15 protein-coding genes are annotated in these 15,102 nt (G+C 44.7%); 8 read left to right on the top strand and 7 right to left on the bottom strand.

Annotated elements, in window-relative coordinates; genetic code table 11:
• Positions 1-28: 28 nt before the first annotated feature.
• Entirely contained in the window at positions 29-367 is a 339-nt protein-coding gene (locus R7R78_RS06175) for a 4a-hydroxytetrahydrobiopterin dehydratase (protein ID WP_005375563.1), read from the bottom strand.
• Positions 357-1,151: a phenylalanine 4-monooxygenase gene (gene phhA / locus R7R78_RS06170; protein WP_005375564.1), complete on the bottom strand. Its 795-nt coding sequence runs from the start codon at positions 1,149-1,151 to the stop codon at positions 357-359. The genes R7R78_RS06175 and phhA overlap by 11 nt, the downstream gene beginning before the upstream one ends.
• Positions 1,152-1,373: 222 nt before the next feature.
• Between phhA and R7R78_RS06165 the strand changes: the two genes are divergently transcribed.
• Positions 1,374-3,347 (top strand): acetoacetate--CoA ligase, encoded by a 1,974-nt coding sequence (locus tag R7R78_RS06165; RefSeq protein WP_225473277.1) that lies wholly within the window; start codon positions 1,374-1,376, stop codon positions 3,345-3,347.
• Positions 3,348-3,495: 148 nt separating this feature from the next.
• Here the strand turns inward: R7R78_RS06165 and R7R78_RS06160 are convergent, their stop codons facing one another.
• Complete coding sequence (locus R7R78_RS06160) at positions 3,496-4,071, bottom strand: class I SAM-dependent DNA methyltransferase (RefSeq protein WP_017821100.1); 576 nt, start codon at positions 4,069-4,071, stop codon at positions 3,496-3,498.
• 171 nt (positions 4,072-4,242) lie between these two features.
• Between R7R78_RS06160 and R7R78_RS06155 the strand changes: the two genes are divergently transcribed.
• Positions 4,243-5,121: a LysR family transcriptional regulator gene (locus tag R7R78_RS06155; protein WP_005375568.1), complete on the top strand. Its 879-nt coding sequence runs from the start codon at positions 4,243-4,245 to the stop codon at positions 5,119-5,121.
• A 176-nt stretch (positions 5,122-5,297) separates the two neighbouring features.
• Positions 5,298-6,191 carry a cation diffusion facilitator family transporter gene (locus R7R78_RS06150; RefSeq protein WP_053303754.1) on the top strand — a complete coding sequence of 298 codons (894 nt, stop codon included), beginning with the start codon at positions 5,298-5,300 and terminating at the stop codon, positions 6,189-6,191.
• Between the two features lie 151 nt (positions 6,192-6,342).
• On the opposite strand, the gene yddG is transcribed toward R7R78_RS06150, so the two are convergent.
• Positions 6,343-7,245, bottom strand: a complete 903-nt coding sequence (yddG, locus tag R7R78_RS06145; RefSeq protein ID WP_005389394.1) for an aromatic amino acid DMT transporter YddG — start codon at positions 7,243-7,245, stop codon at positions 6,343-6,345.
• Between the two features lie 120 nt (positions 7,246-7,365).
• Here yddG and R7R78_RS06140 point away from each other — a divergent pair, with 120 nt between their 5' ends.
• The 5 genes from R7R78_RS06140 (at position 7,366) to R7R78_RS06120 (ending at position 11,643) form a co-directional block, all read left to right on the top strand.
• Positions 7,366-7,515, top strand: a complete 150-nt coding sequence (locus tag R7R78_RS06140) for a hypothetical protein (protein WP_017634379.1) — start codon at positions 7,366-7,368, stop codon at positions 7,513-7,515.
• 12 nt (positions 7,516-7,527) lie between these two features.
• Entirely contained in the window at positions 7,528-8,178 is a 651-nt protein-coding gene (gene elbB, locus R7R78_RS06135; protein ID WP_017634378.1) for an isoprenoid biosynthesis glyoxalase ElbB, read from the top strand.
• A 333-nt stretch (positions 8,179-8,511) separates the two neighbouring features.
• Positions 8,512-9,660 carry an L-threonine dehydrogenase gene (yiaY, locus tag R7R78_RS06130; RefSeq protein WP_005442614.1) on the top strand — a complete coding sequence of 383 codons (1,149 nt, stop codon included), beginning with the start codon at positions 8,512-8,514 and terminating at the stop codon, positions 9,658-9,660.
• Between the two features lie 149 nt (positions 9,661-9,809).
• Entirely contained in the window at positions 9,810-10,886 is a 1,077-nt protein-coding gene (locus R7R78_RS06125) for a PQQ-dependent sugar dehydrogenase (protein ID WP_053303757.1), read from the top strand.
• Positions 10,887-11,028: 142 nt separating this feature from the next.
• The gene (locus R7R78_RS06120; RefSeq protein ID WP_017634376.1) at positions 11,029-11,643 is read left to right on the top strand and encodes an HAD family hydrolase; all 615 of its coding nucleotides are present in this window, start codon (positions 11,029-11,031) and stop codon (positions 11,641-11,643) included.
• Between the two features lie 108 nt (positions 11,644-11,751).
• Here the strand turns inward: R7R78_RS06120 and R7R78_RS06115 are convergent, their stop codons facing one another.
• From R7R78_RS06115 to R7R78_RS06105, 3 genes are all read right to left on the bottom strand, one after another.
• On the bottom strand, positions 11,752-12,231 hold the full coding sequence (locus tag R7R78_RS06115) for a Dps family protein (protein ID WP_005388254.1): 480 nt from the start codon (positions 12,229-12,231) through the stop codon (positions 11,752-11,754).
• Positions 12,232-12,531: 300 nt separating this feature from the next.
• The gene (locus tag R7R78_RS06110; protein WP_054577124.1) at positions 12,532-14,532 is read right to left on the bottom strand and encodes a methyl-accepting chemotaxis protein; all 2,001 of its coding nucleotides are present in this window, start codon (positions 14,530-14,532) and stop codon (positions 12,532-12,534) included.
• A gap of 121 nt (positions 14,533-14,653) precedes the next feature.
• Positions 14,654-15,007 (bottom strand): hypothetical protein, encoded by a 354-nt coding sequence (locus R7R78_RS06105; protein ID WP_005453713.1) that lies wholly within the window; start codon positions 15,005-15,007, stop codon positions 14,654-14,656.
• Positions 15,008-15,102: the final 95 nt, after the last annotated feature.

The following is a 15,102-nucleotide window of genomic DNA, read 5'->3' as shown; positions in this document are numbered from 1 at the left end:
CCGGGCGTTTTTTGTATGAGGTAATGTCCTACTCTGCCGATGCTAGCGCGTCACACTTTGATGCGCAGATAAAATCGTTTTTATGCAGACCTTTGATAGAGTGACTCCACCACGTTACGGTAACCTTACCCCACTCCAACAAAATAGAAGGATGGTGGAACTCATCTTCTGCCAGTTCCGCGATTTTGTTACTGAAAGCCCATGCTTGTTTGAAGTTCTTAAATTTATACACCTTTTCTAGTTGAGGTATGTCTTCTCTTTCAATGATCTGCCAATCAGACAATTGCAGCAGCAGAGATTGTTGTTCTTCTTTGCTTAGTGCAATGGCATCGATACTACAAGCTTCGCATTTTTGTTCATTCAACATGAGCAGGTTCCTTTGGTTCAAAAAGTGGAGGAAGCAGTCCAGCTTCAATCGCTAGATCGGCTTGTTTCAATAAATTTAACTGACTGATTTTAAAGAGCTGAGAAAAGTCATCAATCACGTAATACTTCGGTTGCATGATGTCGATACGATAAGGCGTTCTCAGCACTGTTTGTAATTCAAATGGGTCGCGAATTGCTGCATCACTCTCTAATGCGTAGAGGGTTTCGCCAGGAGATGAGAGAATACCACCACCGTAAATTTTGGTTTTGTCCCCTTCTTTCACCAAGCCAAACTCTACGGTAAACCAGTAGAGGCGAGCGAGATAGGCTCTTTGTTTTGGGGTAGCGGCTTGCCCTAGTTGACCATAATGCTCGGTAAATGCAGCAAAGTCTGGGTTGGTTAACATCGCGCAATGACCAAATATTTCGTGGAAGAAATCTGGCTCCTGTAAGTAATCGAACTCATCTCTTGTACGCAAGAATGTGGCGACTGGAAAGCGCTTATTACCGAGTAGATTAAAAAATCGGTCGAAATCAATAAGCGCGGGAACGGGCTCCACTTGCCAACCTGTTGTCTCCATCAAGACACGATTAATTTCTGGCAACTGAGGAACGCGGTCTTGAGGTAAATCAAGCAGCGTCAAACCGTGTAAATAAGCCTCACAAGCTCTGTTTTGGATCACACCCATTTGTCGTGTTACCAAATCTCGCCAAATGGCGTCTTCTTCACGGCTCCATTCAACCCTGCCTTCCTGGTTTACGGGTTTAGAACGATACTGGGTCATGGCTCATCTCCATTAACAAATCCTTTACATTAAGCCTATCTGTAGTCTTAAGAGCTTCCAATCCCTGCGCGATTTTCTCAGCATCATCCCGATGTAACATATTGTTTACAACTAATCGTAACTGCATGATTTTTATGACACGATATAATATCTGGCTTGTTTGACTTTATCGTGTATTCCTCTCAAACTAAAACCTGTTATCACTTTGTTATAGAGGGACCTATGCGCGAGAGCAGCAAAGTATGGCAACCGAGCGAAAGTCGTATCGAAGAAGCCAACATTACACAGTTTATTGAACACATTAATCGACAAGGAAATACCCTTGAAAGCTTCGCTGATCTGCATCAATGGTCACTCGATCATGTAGAAAAATTTTGGCAAGAAGTTTGGCTATTCTGCGACGTCATTGGCACTCAGGGAGAGACCATAAAAGAGCGAGCAGAAAGTCGCTGGCAGCAACCTGTTGAAAATAGGGATATAAAATGGTTCCCAAACGCGCAAATTAACTACGCCGAAAATTTGCTAACCTACGCGTGTCACCAACCCGATGATCTCGCGATTTGGTTTGAAAATGAACGTGAAGAAAAACAGACCTACACCTGGAAACAATTGTGCGAAGAAGTTTCGAGTGTGCAGCAATGGTTGAAAGAATGTGGAATTAAGCAAGGTGATGTCGTCGCTGGTTATTTACCTCACCTACCTCAAACGGTGGTAGCCATGCTAGCAACCAGTAGTTTGGGGGCGACCTGGACTTCCACCTCACCTGATTTTGGCGTCGAAAGCGTTTTGGAGCGCTTTGGTCAAGTGAAACCCAAAATCCTGTTTACTTGTGATGGCTATACATTCAATGGCAAAACTTTCGATATGTCTGAGAAAAACCAGCATATTGCGGATCATCTTGATGGTCTTAAACAAGTTTGCCAAATTAGCTACCTTAAACCACACATTTTTGAATGCGATGTCTGCACCCAAGATTGGCAAAACGTCCTGAATCAATACACCCCCGAAGCGCTGACTTTTACTCGTGTGAATTTTAACGATCCGCTATTTGTGCTCTATTCTTCAGGCACAACTGGCAAACCGAAATGCATCGTTCATTCCGTCGGCGGAACGGTGCTTAATCACTTGAAAGAGCATCAACTGCATTGCGATATTCAACCGAACGACCGAGTGTTTTACTACACAACCTGCGGCTGGATGATGTGGAACTGGCACGTTTCTTCACTCGCGAGCGGTGCATGTTTGGTGATTTTTGATGGTAGCCCTGTTTACCCCACTCATGATGTGCTCTGGGACCTCGCAGAACGAGCCGAAGTGACGCTGTTTGGAACCTCAGCAAAATACCTAGAGGCGCTGGAAAAAGCATCTTTTTCTCCGCAGAAAAGTGATGCATTTCCAAGTCTGAAAACCATTTGCTCAACGGGCTCTGTTCTGTATCCAGAACAGTTTGATTATGTCTATCAGCACATTAAAGAAGATGTACACCTCGCCTCGATTTCTGGCGGAACAGACATTTGTGGCTGCTTTGTATTAGGCAACCCTATTTCTCCCGTTTATCGGGGAGAGTGCCAATCAGCAGGGTTAGGGGTCGATGTCCGAGTCTTTAACCCACAAGGTAATAGCGTAATGGGAGCGCGCGGTGAGTTGGTTTGTGCCAATTCATTACCCAACTTCCCTGCTGGCTTTTGGAACGACACCGGTGAGAGATATCATCGTGCTTATTGGGATAAATTCGACAATATTTGGCACCACGGCGATGATGTTGAACAGACCCGCGTTGGGGGATACGTATTTTATGGTCGAAGTGATACCACGTTGAATCCTGGTGGCGTAAGAATCGGCACGGCCGAAATCTATCAGCAAGTGAACTGTATAGACGGTATTCTAGATTCGATCGCAGTAGGAAAAGAAGTCGATCGCAACGAACAAATATGGCTGTTTGTCCAATTAGTCAAAGGGGTAGAGCTCAATGACGAGATGATCGCTTCCATCAAAGCACAGCTAAAGTCTGCATGTTCTCCAAGGCATGTACCTAGTGCAATTTACGCAATAAGCGATATACCTAAGACACGCTCAGGAAAGCTGGTCGAGTTAGCCGTTAAGCAAGTCGTTAACAACCGAAGCGTCGAAAATTTAGGCGCAATAGCCAACCCTGAAGTGCTGGAGGAGATACGCAGGATAGTCGTCTCAAAATAACCTCCGAAGACTTAGTTGTTCGAGTATGTCCTTGCCTGCACCACGACGCTCGTTTAGAGCAAGTGAAGTTACATATACCCTCAGCAGATAAGAAAAAAGCGAGCTTGTTAGCTCGCTTTTGTCATTTTTTGTTCTTTATTCAGCGGTATTAGCGACGACCAAGCCCCATTAATACCGACATTGTTTTACCATCAGATGTAATGTCAAAAACGTGTTGCGATTCAACTTCAGTAAAGCCTGCTTCTTTCAGTGCACGCTCAGACTTCGCAAGGGTAAAACCGTCTTGTTCACATTCTGCAATCCAATCAAAATGAACAAAATAGCCGCCGTGGTTAAGTAGAGAATGCGAGATCGTTAATGACGCGTCTAAGTCTTCCACAAACGCTAAAACTGATGATGCAACCACCAAGTCGAACTGTCCACGAAACGCAGGGTGCTGAGCGACCAAGCCGCGAGATAATGCATCTACCACAGGTTCTACGTTGACGAGCTCTTTTTTATCGAGTTCCTCAATCATGGCTTCCGATGCGTCTAATGCTACGATGTCTTTAACCATCGGTGACAATCGTTGACTTAACTGCCCTGTTCCGCATCCAAAATCTAGTACTTTAATGCCATCAAGCTGAGTTAGCTGTTGTAACTGCTCAAACACCGACTGCGCAAATTGCTCTGTTGCTGGATTTGATTCCCAGTTTTTTGCTAAGCCGTCCCAATCTTGTGCCATCGTGGCCTCCATGTTCACTTTTTGTAACCCACATAGATTACCGCAAAACCGTTAAAAGACCATAGACTTATCTGGCGGATTCGCGTTTTTTTCGATAATCTTTCATGGCTTTGGGAGCGCATCTGCATAATACCCAAATTATTTGAATTCATTTATTGGTTGTGTCAAATCATGAACTTAACTCAAGTAGAAGCCTTCTGCACCATCGCTGAGTGTGGTTCTGTTTCTGAAGCGGCAAGGCAACTCGACTGCAATCGCACCAAACTCAGCATGTCGATTAAGGCATTAGAGAAAGATCTCGACGTTGAATTGTTTAACCGAACTGGCAACCAGCTCACCCTCTCTGAAGCTGGGAAAGCCATTTACAAAGATTGCGAACACCTACTTATCATCGCACAACGGGTCAGAAAGACCTGCGCTCAAATCTCGGAAGGGTTTAACGCGGAAGTTTGGGTAGCACGTGACGACTCCTTACCTGATGATCTCTGGCAAGAATTATCTCATACATTGAATAACCGCTTTCCTTCAACAACCTTCAACTTAATCTTGGCATCCAGTGGCGACTTAGCCAACTTGGTCAGTACCCACCAAGTAGATTTTGCTTTCGGCGTTGATTATGAGCGAGTAGACGATCCTCGTATCGTATATAACCCTTTAGGTAAGATACGTATGATGTCAGTATGCAGTGTAGAACACCGCCTAAGTAAGATGCGCCGTGTCTCAGACGAAGATCTACGTAGTCAGATGCAAGCACTAATGGTGTACCTAAATGAGAAAGACAACCCTGAACTGCAACCTTTCTCGACTCGATATATTGGTTTTTCGAGTTTTGACTACATGCTGAACACCATCTTAGAAGAAGACGCTTGGGGCGTGCTTCCAGAACCATTAATCCGCCATTACCTTCGTCAGCAGAAGCTCGCCGTTATCAAACACACATACGGATTGACGCAAGAAGACTACTGTATGTTTTCACCTAACGGCCATACTGAGCATCCAGCAATGACGTGGTTAGCAGATAAATTGAGCGAGTATTTATTTGACTTCTAAACATTTTATCAGTGAGCGTCAATTTTGTTGACACCTAAGAATCACAGTAAGTCTTTGTTTTATAATCACATAAATAAAAACGAATTTTTTTAGATTAGTTACTGGTCACTTTGTGGTTGCCTAAATTACCTTATGAGCGAAGAATAGTAAGGTATTAAAATTCAAAGGCATCTTTTATGTGTGACAGGACAAGCAAAAACGAAAACCGTATTCTAACCATTTCAGCCCTTTTGGCATCTGGGTTCGCTGCTGGTGGTATGGTACTTGGCTTGCTTGTAGGATCAATTGTCATCGTGTTTGACGGTGTTTACTCTTTGGTCAGCTTACTGTTAACTTTATTGTCACTGGCCGCTTCTTACTATATTAACAAGCCTTCAAAATCTGTATTCCCATTTGGAAAAGCGGTCTTAGAACCAATCGTTATTGCGATAAAAGCAGCCGTCATTTTAGTGGTTGTAAGCTTCTCTCTCTACTCTGCGATATCAGCATTGATGTCTGGAGGTCGCGAGGTCGATGCTTCTATTGCGACCTTATTCGGCATCGTGAATGTTATCGGTTGTGGTTACGCTTGGTGGTTTATGGCGAAACGCAGCCGCCGCTTCTCATCAGGCTTGATTGAAGCGGAGAAAAAACAGTGGCAAATGGATACTTTGTTGAGTGTGGCGGTGACCGTAGGATTTATCTCGGCTTGGGCTGTTTCACTAACGCCATTCTCTGAGTATGCGGTATATGCCGACCCCATGATGATGGTTTTAATGGGCTTTTACTTCCTCAAAGTACCGTTCGATATGCTAGTAGGTGCCTTACGTGAACTACTAATGATGGCACCAAGCAAAGAGCTGTGTCAGAGCGTTGGCAAAGATGTTCTTGAGATTGAAAAAGTAACTGAGCATCAATTGAAACTGGCTGGCGTAACGAAGGTGGGCCAAGAGCTACGAGTAAATGTGGACGTACATATTGATGACGACACATTGGAGCTTGATACACTAGAGCACACTCGTAAGCAGCTTATCAAGCGACTGTCGAAGCACAGATTCAAGCTTCAACTACACTTGAACGTCGCTTATTAGAGTGCCACCAAAGAGCCGTTAAAACTCAATAAAAAGCTCCCAATCTCGGGAGCTTTTTTAATTTTTTCGATTTAGTTTCTTCGTATTCGAATACAGCTCGCAAGGGAGATCTGTTCGTTGCTCACTTAAATTCTCTGATCTCGTTGGTAACTTACCCAGCCGCTTCGCGCTTCTCTTTGGTGACTAACCAACACATCAGCGAGCCCACCGTTACCATCACAACGCCCTGCCAAAAGCTATGGCTCAGAGTTACGCCAAGAATAATGGAAGAAAATAAAGCGGAAAAAATGGGTGTGAAGTAAGACAAGGTGGCGAGAAAAACCATATTGCCGCCAACGATCGCGATATTCCATAAACCATAACCACCAGCCATTAAAGCCGCAGAGGCCACTAAGTACCCCATCGCTTCCCAACTGAATGTCATTGGTGGCTCATCCGTAAACGCGTATTTGACCCAAAGCGAAACAGCTGTTGCAATAAAAAACAGGGTAATCGCATTATGTTTAGATTGCTGCCTTTGGGTTAAGTTGCAATAAAAAGCCCATATAACCGCGCCAGCGAAAGCCATAAAATACACCAGAGGGTTACTACTAACATTGGACATGATCTGAGTTATGGATAAGCCATTCTCACCGCTCACAGTCCAAGCAACCCCAACAAACGCCAGCGTAACTGCGGGATAAAGCAACCAGTTTGTTTTTTTATTGCTGCCAAGGACCGCAAATAAAACCGTCAGTGCGGGCCAAAGGTAATTGACAATCGACACCTCAATTGCCTGCGCGCGCGAGTTGGAATATCCCAAAGATAGAGCGAGAAATATTTCATAACAGACGAACATCGCACCACCAAGCGCAAGATACTTGGGAGAAAAGTAAGACAACTTTGGAATACCGACCACGATAAGAAGGAAAACAGAGCTAAGAGAGTACAACATGGCTGCCCCGCCTACAGGACCTAAACTCTCCGTAACCAACCTCGCGATGCCAAGCAGACAACTCCAAGAGAGAATCGCGATACAACCATAAAGTGTGAAACGAAATTGCACTGATTTCATGTGACCTACCACTCACGAATGCCAAAGGAAACGTCAGCTTAACTCAAAAATGATCAGGTTCAACGTACTGTTTTATAAAAATCAGTATAAAAATCATTCTATTAAGCCGTTGGAGTCGATATGAAACATTTTCTGCCCTCTAGTGTTATGCTTACACCCTTTGTTGTGCGCTACTATGATGAAGATGACAACGAGAGTGAAAACGTTAAAACACATTCGGAAACGCATGGTCTAGATAGCGAAGAGCAATCTAAGGAACGTTCAGAGTAAAGGAATCCAAACATGAAAAAAGTCGCAGTCATTTTAAGTGGTTCAGGCGTTTACGACGGTTCTGAGATCCACGAAGCAGTGTTGGCGCTCTACGCCATCGAGAAGGCAGGTGCAACTTGGCACTGCTTTGCACCTAACATTGACCAACTCCACGTCATCAATCACCTAACTGGTGACGAAATGGATGAAACACGTAACGTATTGATCGAATCAGCTCGTATTGCACGCGGAAATATTGACGATGTCGCCAAACTTAACGTCGATGAATACGATGCCCTACTGCTTCCAGGTGGGTTTGGTGCCGCGAAAAACTTAACCGACTTCGCCGTTTCAGGTGCAGAGTGCTCCATTAACACACACGTAGCTCAAGCTTGTCGCGCGTTTGCTAATGCGAAAAAACCAGCTGGCTATCTGTGTATTTCTCCTGTCATTATTCCGATGATTTATGAGCAAGGCGTGAAAGGAACGGTAGGCAACGATGAGGCAGTCTCAATAGCATTTAATCAAATGGGCGGTGAACACACCACGTGCCCTGTCGAAGACATCGTTTTTGATGAAAAACACCTCGTACTTTCAACCCCTGCTTACATGTTGGCAGAGAATATCTCTCAAGCGGCTTCAGGTATCGAAAAGTTAGTATCAAAACTGATTAAAATAGCTTAATTATTAGTAGTTAGCTTATAAAACACTTCCCTATCCCCATTGATAATTAAGTTATTAATGGGGATTTTTTATACTTTAGTCGAATTTAGAGATATATCCGCGTCAGAAGTCAATTTCTGCCAATCGTTTGCGTCCATAGTTTCATATTTGTTCTACTTTATATCAGTGTTGCACTTATACGCAGTGCAACAAGATCACTGTCACAGTTTTTCTCTTGCAAGTACCTCTAAGTGGGTAAACTTGCTTTAGATCAACTTCAATCTGGAAACGAATGTGCGACAGTAAATGGCAAATTAAGAAAGATTATTAAAAATAACGACGGAGCTATCCAATATGACAAGTGCATTTTTTATCCCTACGGTAAACCTAATGGGCGCTGGTTGTTTGAAAGACGCAGCAGACAGCATCCAATCTCAAGGCTTTAAAAAAGGTTTGATCGTTACGGATAAGATCCTTAACCAAATCGGTGTAGTCAAACAAGTTCAAGACCTTCTCACTGAGCGCGATGTAGCAACCGTTGTGTTTGATGGCACTCAACCAAATCCAACTATCAGCAACGTTAACGACGGCTTAGCACTTCTTACTGATAACGAATGTGACTTCGTTATCTCTCTAGGCGGCGGTTCACCACACGACTGTGCGAAAGGTATCGCGCTTGTTGCATCTAACGGCGGCAAAATCGCAGATTACGAAGGCGTAGACCAATCTGCAAAACCAATGATGCCACTTATCGCGATCAACACGACGGCAGGTACTGCATCTGAAATGACGCGTTTCTGCATCATCACTGACGAAGAGCGTCACATCAAGATGGCAATCGTTGATAAGCACACAACACCGCTTATCTCGGTAAACGATCCAGAGCTAATGCTCGCTAAACCTGCTTCGCTAACTGCGGCAACAGGTATGGATGCCCTAACTCACGCGATTGAAGCTTACGTATCTATCGCGGCAACACCAATCACTGATGCGGTAGCAATTAAAGCGATTGAGCTTATCCAAGCTTACCTACGCACAGCAGTGAAAAACGGTGAAGATCTAGAAGCTCGTGAACAAATGGCATACGCGCAGTTCATGGCGGGTATGGCATTCAACAACGCGTCTCTAGGTTACGTACACGCAATGGCACACCAGCTAGGTGGTTTCTATGACCTTCCGCACGGTGTTTGTAACGCGATTCTTCTACCTCACGTACAGCGTTACAACGCGCAAGTATGTCCTGAGCGTCTACGTGACGTAGCAAAAGCAATGGGCGTAAACGTAGAAGGCATGTCTGCTGAAGCAGGTGCAGCGGCAGCAATCGACGCTATCGTTACTCTAGCGAAAGATGTGGGTATCCCAGCAGGTATCAAAGAGCTTGGTGCGAAACTAGAAGACATCCCAACACTAGCAGACAACGCACTGAAAGACGCTTGTGGTTTCACTAACCCTAAACAAGCAACTCACGAAGAAATTTCTAAGATCTTCGAAGAAGCGATGTAATCTCGCTAACTAAACAATTCTCTAGCCTTAATTCAATCCCCGATCTCGTATCGGGGATTTTTTACATTCATATACAAGTGAATCTCTGCCAAACATAGTCTTTTAGTGTTAGCTTTTAAGTATTAACACGATTCATATTGGAAGGAACCATGAGAACGATTGCTGCTGCCCTACTCACTTGTTTATCCTTTTCTGCCAACGCTGCCGAATACCGCGCGAACGAGGTGGCGAATGGATTTCAGATCCCTTGGGGGATCGAGTTTTTAGATAACCAACGCGTTATTGTCAATGAAAAGAACGGTACGGTTTCGTTGCTGGATATCACCACAGGCAAACCTCAAAAGCTGTTTAACGTCCCCAATGTGAACACCAGTGGACAAGCCGGCTTATTGGATGTCGCGCGCGCACCGAATGCCGATACGCAAAACCCGCAACTCTTCTTTACCTACAGCAAGCGCACGAGCAAAGGCAATACGGTGGCGTTAGCGACGGCGCAATTGCAAAACAATCAGCTTGTAGGTTGGAACGATCTCTTTGTTGCTGATGCCATCACCGACACGGGTCGCCACTACGGCAGTCGAATTTCATTTATTGACGACAAAGTTTACTTCTCAATCGGTGACCGTGGCGAACGTGATAATGGCCAAGACACTCAAACCCATGCTGGCAGTATTGTGCGCCTTAACCTTGATGGTTCGGTTCCGCAAGACAACCCATTCAAACCTTCCCAAGCTCGTCCTGAGATATGGAGTTACGGGCACCGCAACCCACAAGGTATGTTTTACGACGAAGCAACAAAACAGCTGTGGTCGATTGAACATGGACCACGCGGTGGCGATGAAATTAATCTAATCAAGAAAGGCGCGAACTACGGCTGGGCAAAAGTCTCTCATGGTAAAGAATATTGGGGACCGTTGGACGTTGGGGAAGCTAAGTCGTTACCGGGAATGGAAGATCCCAAGCTGGTATACGTCCCTTCTATCGCGCCCAGTAATATGATTTTGTACCGTGGTGATAAATACCCAGAATTGGACGGGAAAATCCTCGCAGGCGCATTGAAACTGGCGCACATCAACGTGGTTTCTATTGATAATGGCAACCTTACCGAATCAAAAAGATTAATGGAGAATCTTGGTGAGCGAATAAGAGATATAACCATCAGCCCCGATGGTTATATCTACTTTTCTACCGACAGCGGCAAAATATTTCGTCTTGAGGAAAGGTAATCAAACACTAAAATCGTTAAGACTATTTAATTTGTGACGTACTAGTGATTTATTTTCGTACAATCTAAGCAGAAGAATCTAAACTTAACAATAACCTTTTGTTTTTTAAAACGATAGTTCGGTTAAGTTGTACGAGGTCATTATGATTCCATTCCCTTTACAGCTCGATAAAATTAAAGCCGTGGTGTTTGATTTAGACAACACCTTGGTGAGTTCTGATATGAACTTCGGCGAATTGCGACAACAGCTAGGTTGTCCGCAGAGTGAAGATCTATTGGATTTTGTCGACGCACTTGAGCATCCTCATCATCGAGAGCACGCTCATAACGTGATATTTGATTACGAGATTTCTGATGCTGAGCAGTCTGCTCCAATGATTGGCTGCCATGAATTGCTCGCCCACTTGCATCAAAATGAAATCAAAACCGCTATCGTGACGCGCAACTGCCAAATCGCCACGCAGCGCAAACTAGAACACAACCAAATCTCAGTGGAGCGAGTCATCACTCGTGAATGCTTCCCGCCCAAGCCAGACCCTTTGTCTCTGCAGGTATTAGCGAAAGAGTGGCGTTTGATGCCTGATGAAGTGCTTTATGTCGGCGATTACCTTTACGACTTACAGGCCGCGTATAACGCGCAGATGCCCTCTTGCCTTGTTCACCATGGGAATCAAGAAACCTTCAATGACTCAGCCTCGTTGGCGCTTAATGAACTCAGCGATTTATTGAGCCGTTTCCAATCCTTACCACGCAACTAAAGCACACATATAAAATACGCAAACAAAAAAAGGGGCACCAACGTGCCCCTTATGACTTATTCCCGATTGTTTCATGCGTTCCCAAGGATTACTTGGGTGATGCGCTGCTTAGCCTTGTAGGTAAGCGTTAAGCATCCACATTAATTTTTCTTGCTCACGGATGTAGTCACCCATCAATGCCGCTGTACCTTCGTCATCTGCTTCACCCGCGTTTTGTAGAATCTCACGCTGTTTTAGAAGTAGAACGCTAAAGCCTTGAACCAGACCTTGTACACACTCCTCACCAGAAGTCGCGTTTTGATGTTCTTTAATTTCACTTGCTTCCAAGTAGTTGCTGAATGCGTGCGCTGGCGTGTGACCCAAAGTTAGAATACGCTCTGCAAGCTCATCGATTTTTGTTTGTAGATCAGTATAGATCTCTTCAAATTTTACGTGCAGTTCGAAGAATTGCGCACCTTTAATGTTCCAGTGGTAACCGCGAGAGTTCATGTACAACACTTGGTAATGCGCTAGCAGTTGATTTAACTGTTGAGCTAGTTGTGCTGATTGTTCGCTGTCTAGACCAATTAGGCTTACTTGTTTGTTCATAATCTTGCTCCTAGAAGGATGATACCAATCGTAGTAACGAACGATTCTCTTACCAGGATTGGTATAAAGTTTAAAAATTCTTTTGCAGTATTTGCTGCCGATGGAGTCATATTACGACTCCGGCTCGGTGAAGAAAATTTGGTTTTAGCTATGATTTAAATAGCCAAATCCAATGAGCAAGTAGACGAATATCGGCGTATCATCCAACAAAAAGCCCCAATCCTTTTTGTGTAAAAAGAATTGGGGCTTTTTTACTATTTGGTTAACGTTCAAAAGTAGATGAACAGACGTAAACCTTATCTATGCCGTTTTGAAAGTTGCCATCTGTTGATTCAGCTCGGTAACTTGCTCTTTTACTTGCAATGATGTCTCTGATGCGCGTTGGCTGTTATTCGAAACCTCATCCACTGATTGAGTAATACCGGACATCAATCCAGTTATCGAATTGGTCGCATGAGATTGCTGCTCTGCCGCTGCCGCAAGCTCTGCCATTTGTTCATTCAAAGAACCAATTTGCTCGGTCGTGACGAGCAAACGAGTTACCGCTTTTTCAATGTGCTCAGCACCCTGCTCCGCAAGTGATTGACTGTGTTCAATCTCCTCAACCACCGAATTGGTCGAGCGTTGAATCGCATTGATGATGCCGTTGATTTCTGTCGTCGATTGAGTAGTGCGCGTCGCTAACATACGTACTTCGTCTGCCACGACCGCAAAACCTCGTCCTTGATCACCCGCACGCGCCGCTTCTATCGCCGCATTCAATGCCAATAAATTGGTTTGCTCTGCCAAGCCTTCAATCACTTCAGTAACTCGGCCAATGGCTTCGCTCTCTTTGCTTAGCTGTGTCACTTGCGTACTCGCGGTTTCAATGCTGCCGTGCAAGCTTTCCATGGTGACTTTGTTTTGCTCTAAAGCATCACGACCTTGTTCAATCTCGCCTTTTGAATCAGAAAGCTTCTGTACTGATTGATTGGCTTGATCTAGGGTGTTACGCGCGGCTAAAGCGATTTCATCCAATTGGCTTCCCATTTCAACAATGCTGGTCTGTTGCTGTTCAACATTCGATGAAGTGACTTGCGCCGATTCCAATAAAGCCCCCATGCTGGTATCCACTTGGTGCGCTTTCTCACTCACCCCTGCCACGATGCTCGCTAACGATTGGTTCATGCGGTTAATCGAATCGGTAAGGTCTGCCAATTCATCTTTCCCAACAACGGTGAGTGGAGGCTGAGAAACGTCTCCTGAAGCGATCGTCTTTGCACGCTCCGATAAGTTTTTCACTCGGCGACCAATGGTATTGCCCATGTATTTTGAAATCGCTACTGCGGCAAACAAAACCAATGCCGCAGCAATCAACATAGTGGTGAGTACGTTCTTGATCGACTGATTAATACCCTGTCCACTTTGATCAGCACGACTTTGCTGAGCCAATACGATCGTTTCTAAGCTTTGGTCTAGTGCATCCGCTGCTGGCAACAGTTCATTCGCCATTAACAAGTTTGATTCATTCCACTCTGGCGATTGACGCAATGCAATTACCTGCTCTGCTAAAGGAAAGTACAGTTGCTGCATTTCCTTAAACAGTGACCACAATGATTGGTCGTTATCAGTCAGTCTGTCGAGTTTACTGTCGATTTCCGCCACAGACTGATTGTGGTACTTAATCAAGTCATGGTATTTGTCTAGGTGATCTTGCTGCCCGTACAACAGGAAATCTCGCAGAGCAGACAGAGCATTGGCGAGCGAGGTATAACTGTCGGCGTAAACTTTAAACAAACGCTTTCTGTCTCCACCAAATGGGTTGCCTGACTCTTCATTGATTAAGCTTTGAAGCTGATCAAGTGCCACTTCTGCAATGGGTGCCGCTTCGTTAATAAAGAGGTTGTGCGCGGGTAAGTTCTCGTCACTGTGGCTAAGTTCAATCAGCTTGTTCAAAGAGACTTTGACCGCATCCCACTGGTTTTGAATCGCTTGAAAATCCTGTTCAGAGATCAAAGCCTGCAACGTCGGAAGCGACTCGTCTGTTGAAGCCATGATATTGCGTACGTCCTCACTGAGACGTGCGCTAGCCTCTTCATCGCCACCTAGCAACATGTAGGCTCGAATAGAAGACAGCGACGCTTGAACGGACTGTTGGATACCGCGACTGGTGTCGACGGTCGGTAAATCGGATTTAAGTAACGAAGAGGCGTATTGCTCTACGGTGGTGACGTTGCGATACGTGAATACCGCTGATGCCATAAAAAGTACGGCTAGCAGCACAAAACTGAGCTGCAACTTCCCTGATATCGTAAGGTTCATCCATAAACTCCTGACAACGATGAGCCTTAAATATAACGATGTTTACAAAAATGTTAAATACAGGTGTTAAAAGTTACTAAGAAAACCATGTAAACCACTATTTTAAGCCTATAAATAGGGCTTATTCGAAGTATGGTATGCGCTCACTACGTAAAATCAGATAATTAACGTAAGTGGTTTCTAAGCAGTCTTGCTCCCACAACGAGAGAATCCGCTTGGTGGCGAAGTAGTAATCTTTGTTACGCAGTAGCACGCCCACCGTACGGCTGAGCTGCTCAAAGCGCTGTTGCTCATTAGCAGAGATGTAATTGTCTTCATTCTGAATGATGGGCGCCAATCCATCGGCAAACCAATTGTTCAGAATTTCACGCATCTCAAGTTCTGACTCCGGCACATCCATACACGACAACTCACGATGCAGTGGCGGCGGTACTATGTACTTCGATGCTTTTGGCGAACTGACATAACGGTACATGTCGCTCCTCCTTGTAAATGACTCTTATACCCAAGTGACTTCAAGATGCAGGATTCAGAGCGTTGTCATTGATTCGGGGTCAAGGAAAACAACGC

It is taken from the genome of Vibrio sp. 2134-1 (genome assembly GCF_033339495.1).
The sequence above is the reverse complement of the archived record's forward strand: the minus strand, read 5'-3'. Positions and strand labels throughout refer to the sequence as shown.

Excerpts from the sequence above, each read along its gene's own strand:
- R7R78_RS06175 (WP_005375563.1), bottom strand. The coding sequence starts at position 367 with ATGTTGAATGAACAAAAATGCGAAGCTTGTAGTATCGATGCCATTGCA.
- phhA (WP_005375564.1), bottom strand. The coding sequence starts at position 1,151 with ATGACCCAGTATCGTTCTAAACCCGTAAACCAGGAAGGCAGGGTTGAA.
- R7R78_RS06165 (WP_225473277.1), top strand. The coding sequence starts at position 1,374 with ATGCGCGAGAGCAGCAAAGTATGGCAACCGAGCGAAAGTCGTATCGAA.
- R7R78_RS06160 (WP_017821100.1), bottom strand. The coding sequence starts at position 4,071 with ATGGCACAAGATTGGGACGGCTTAGCAAAAAACTGGGAATCAAATCCA.
- R7R78_RS06155 (WP_005375568.1), top strand. The coding sequence starts at position 4,243 with ATGAACTTAACTCAAGTAGAAGCCTTCTGCACCATCGCTGAGTGTGGT.
- R7R78_RS06150 (WP_053303754.1), top strand. The coding sequence starts at position 5,298 with ATGTGTGACAGGACAAGCAAAAACGAAAACCGTATTCTAACCATTTCA.
- yddG (WP_005389394.1), bottom strand. The coding sequence starts at position 7,245 with ATGAAATCAGTGCAATTTCGTTTCACACTTTATGGTTGTATCGCGATT.
- R7R78_RS06140 (WP_017634379.1), top strand. The coding sequence starts at position 7,366 with ATGAAACATTTTCTGCCCTCTAGTGTTATGCTTACACCCTTTGTTGTG.
- elbB (WP_017634378.1), top strand. The coding sequence starts at position 7,528 with ATGAAAAAAGTCGCAGTCATTTTAAGTGGTTCAGGCGTTTACGACGGT.
- yiaY (WP_005442614.1), top strand. The coding sequence starts at position 8,512 with ATGACAAGTGCATTTTTTATCCCTACGGTAAACCTAATGGGCGCTGGT.
- R7R78_RS06125 (WP_053303757.1), top strand. The coding sequence starts at position 9,810 with ATGAGAACGATTGCTGCTGCCCTACTCACTTGTTTATCCTTTTCTGCC.
- R7R78_RS06120 (WP_017634376.1), top strand. The coding sequence starts at position 11,029 with ATGATTCCATTCCCTTTACAGCTCGATAAAATTAAAGCCGTGGTGTTT.
- R7R78_RS06115 (WP_005388254.1), bottom strand. The coding sequence starts at position 12,231 with ATGAACAAACAAGTAAGCCTAATTGGTCTAGACAGCGAACAATCAGCA.
- R7R78_RS06110 (WP_054577124.1), bottom strand. The coding sequence starts at position 14,532 with ATGAACCTTACGATATCAGGGAAGTTGCAGCTCAGTTTTGTGCTGCTA.
- R7R78_RS06105 (WP_005453713.1), bottom strand. The coding sequence starts at position 15,007 with ATGTACCGTTATGTCAGTTCGCCAAAAGCATCGAAGTACATAGTACCG.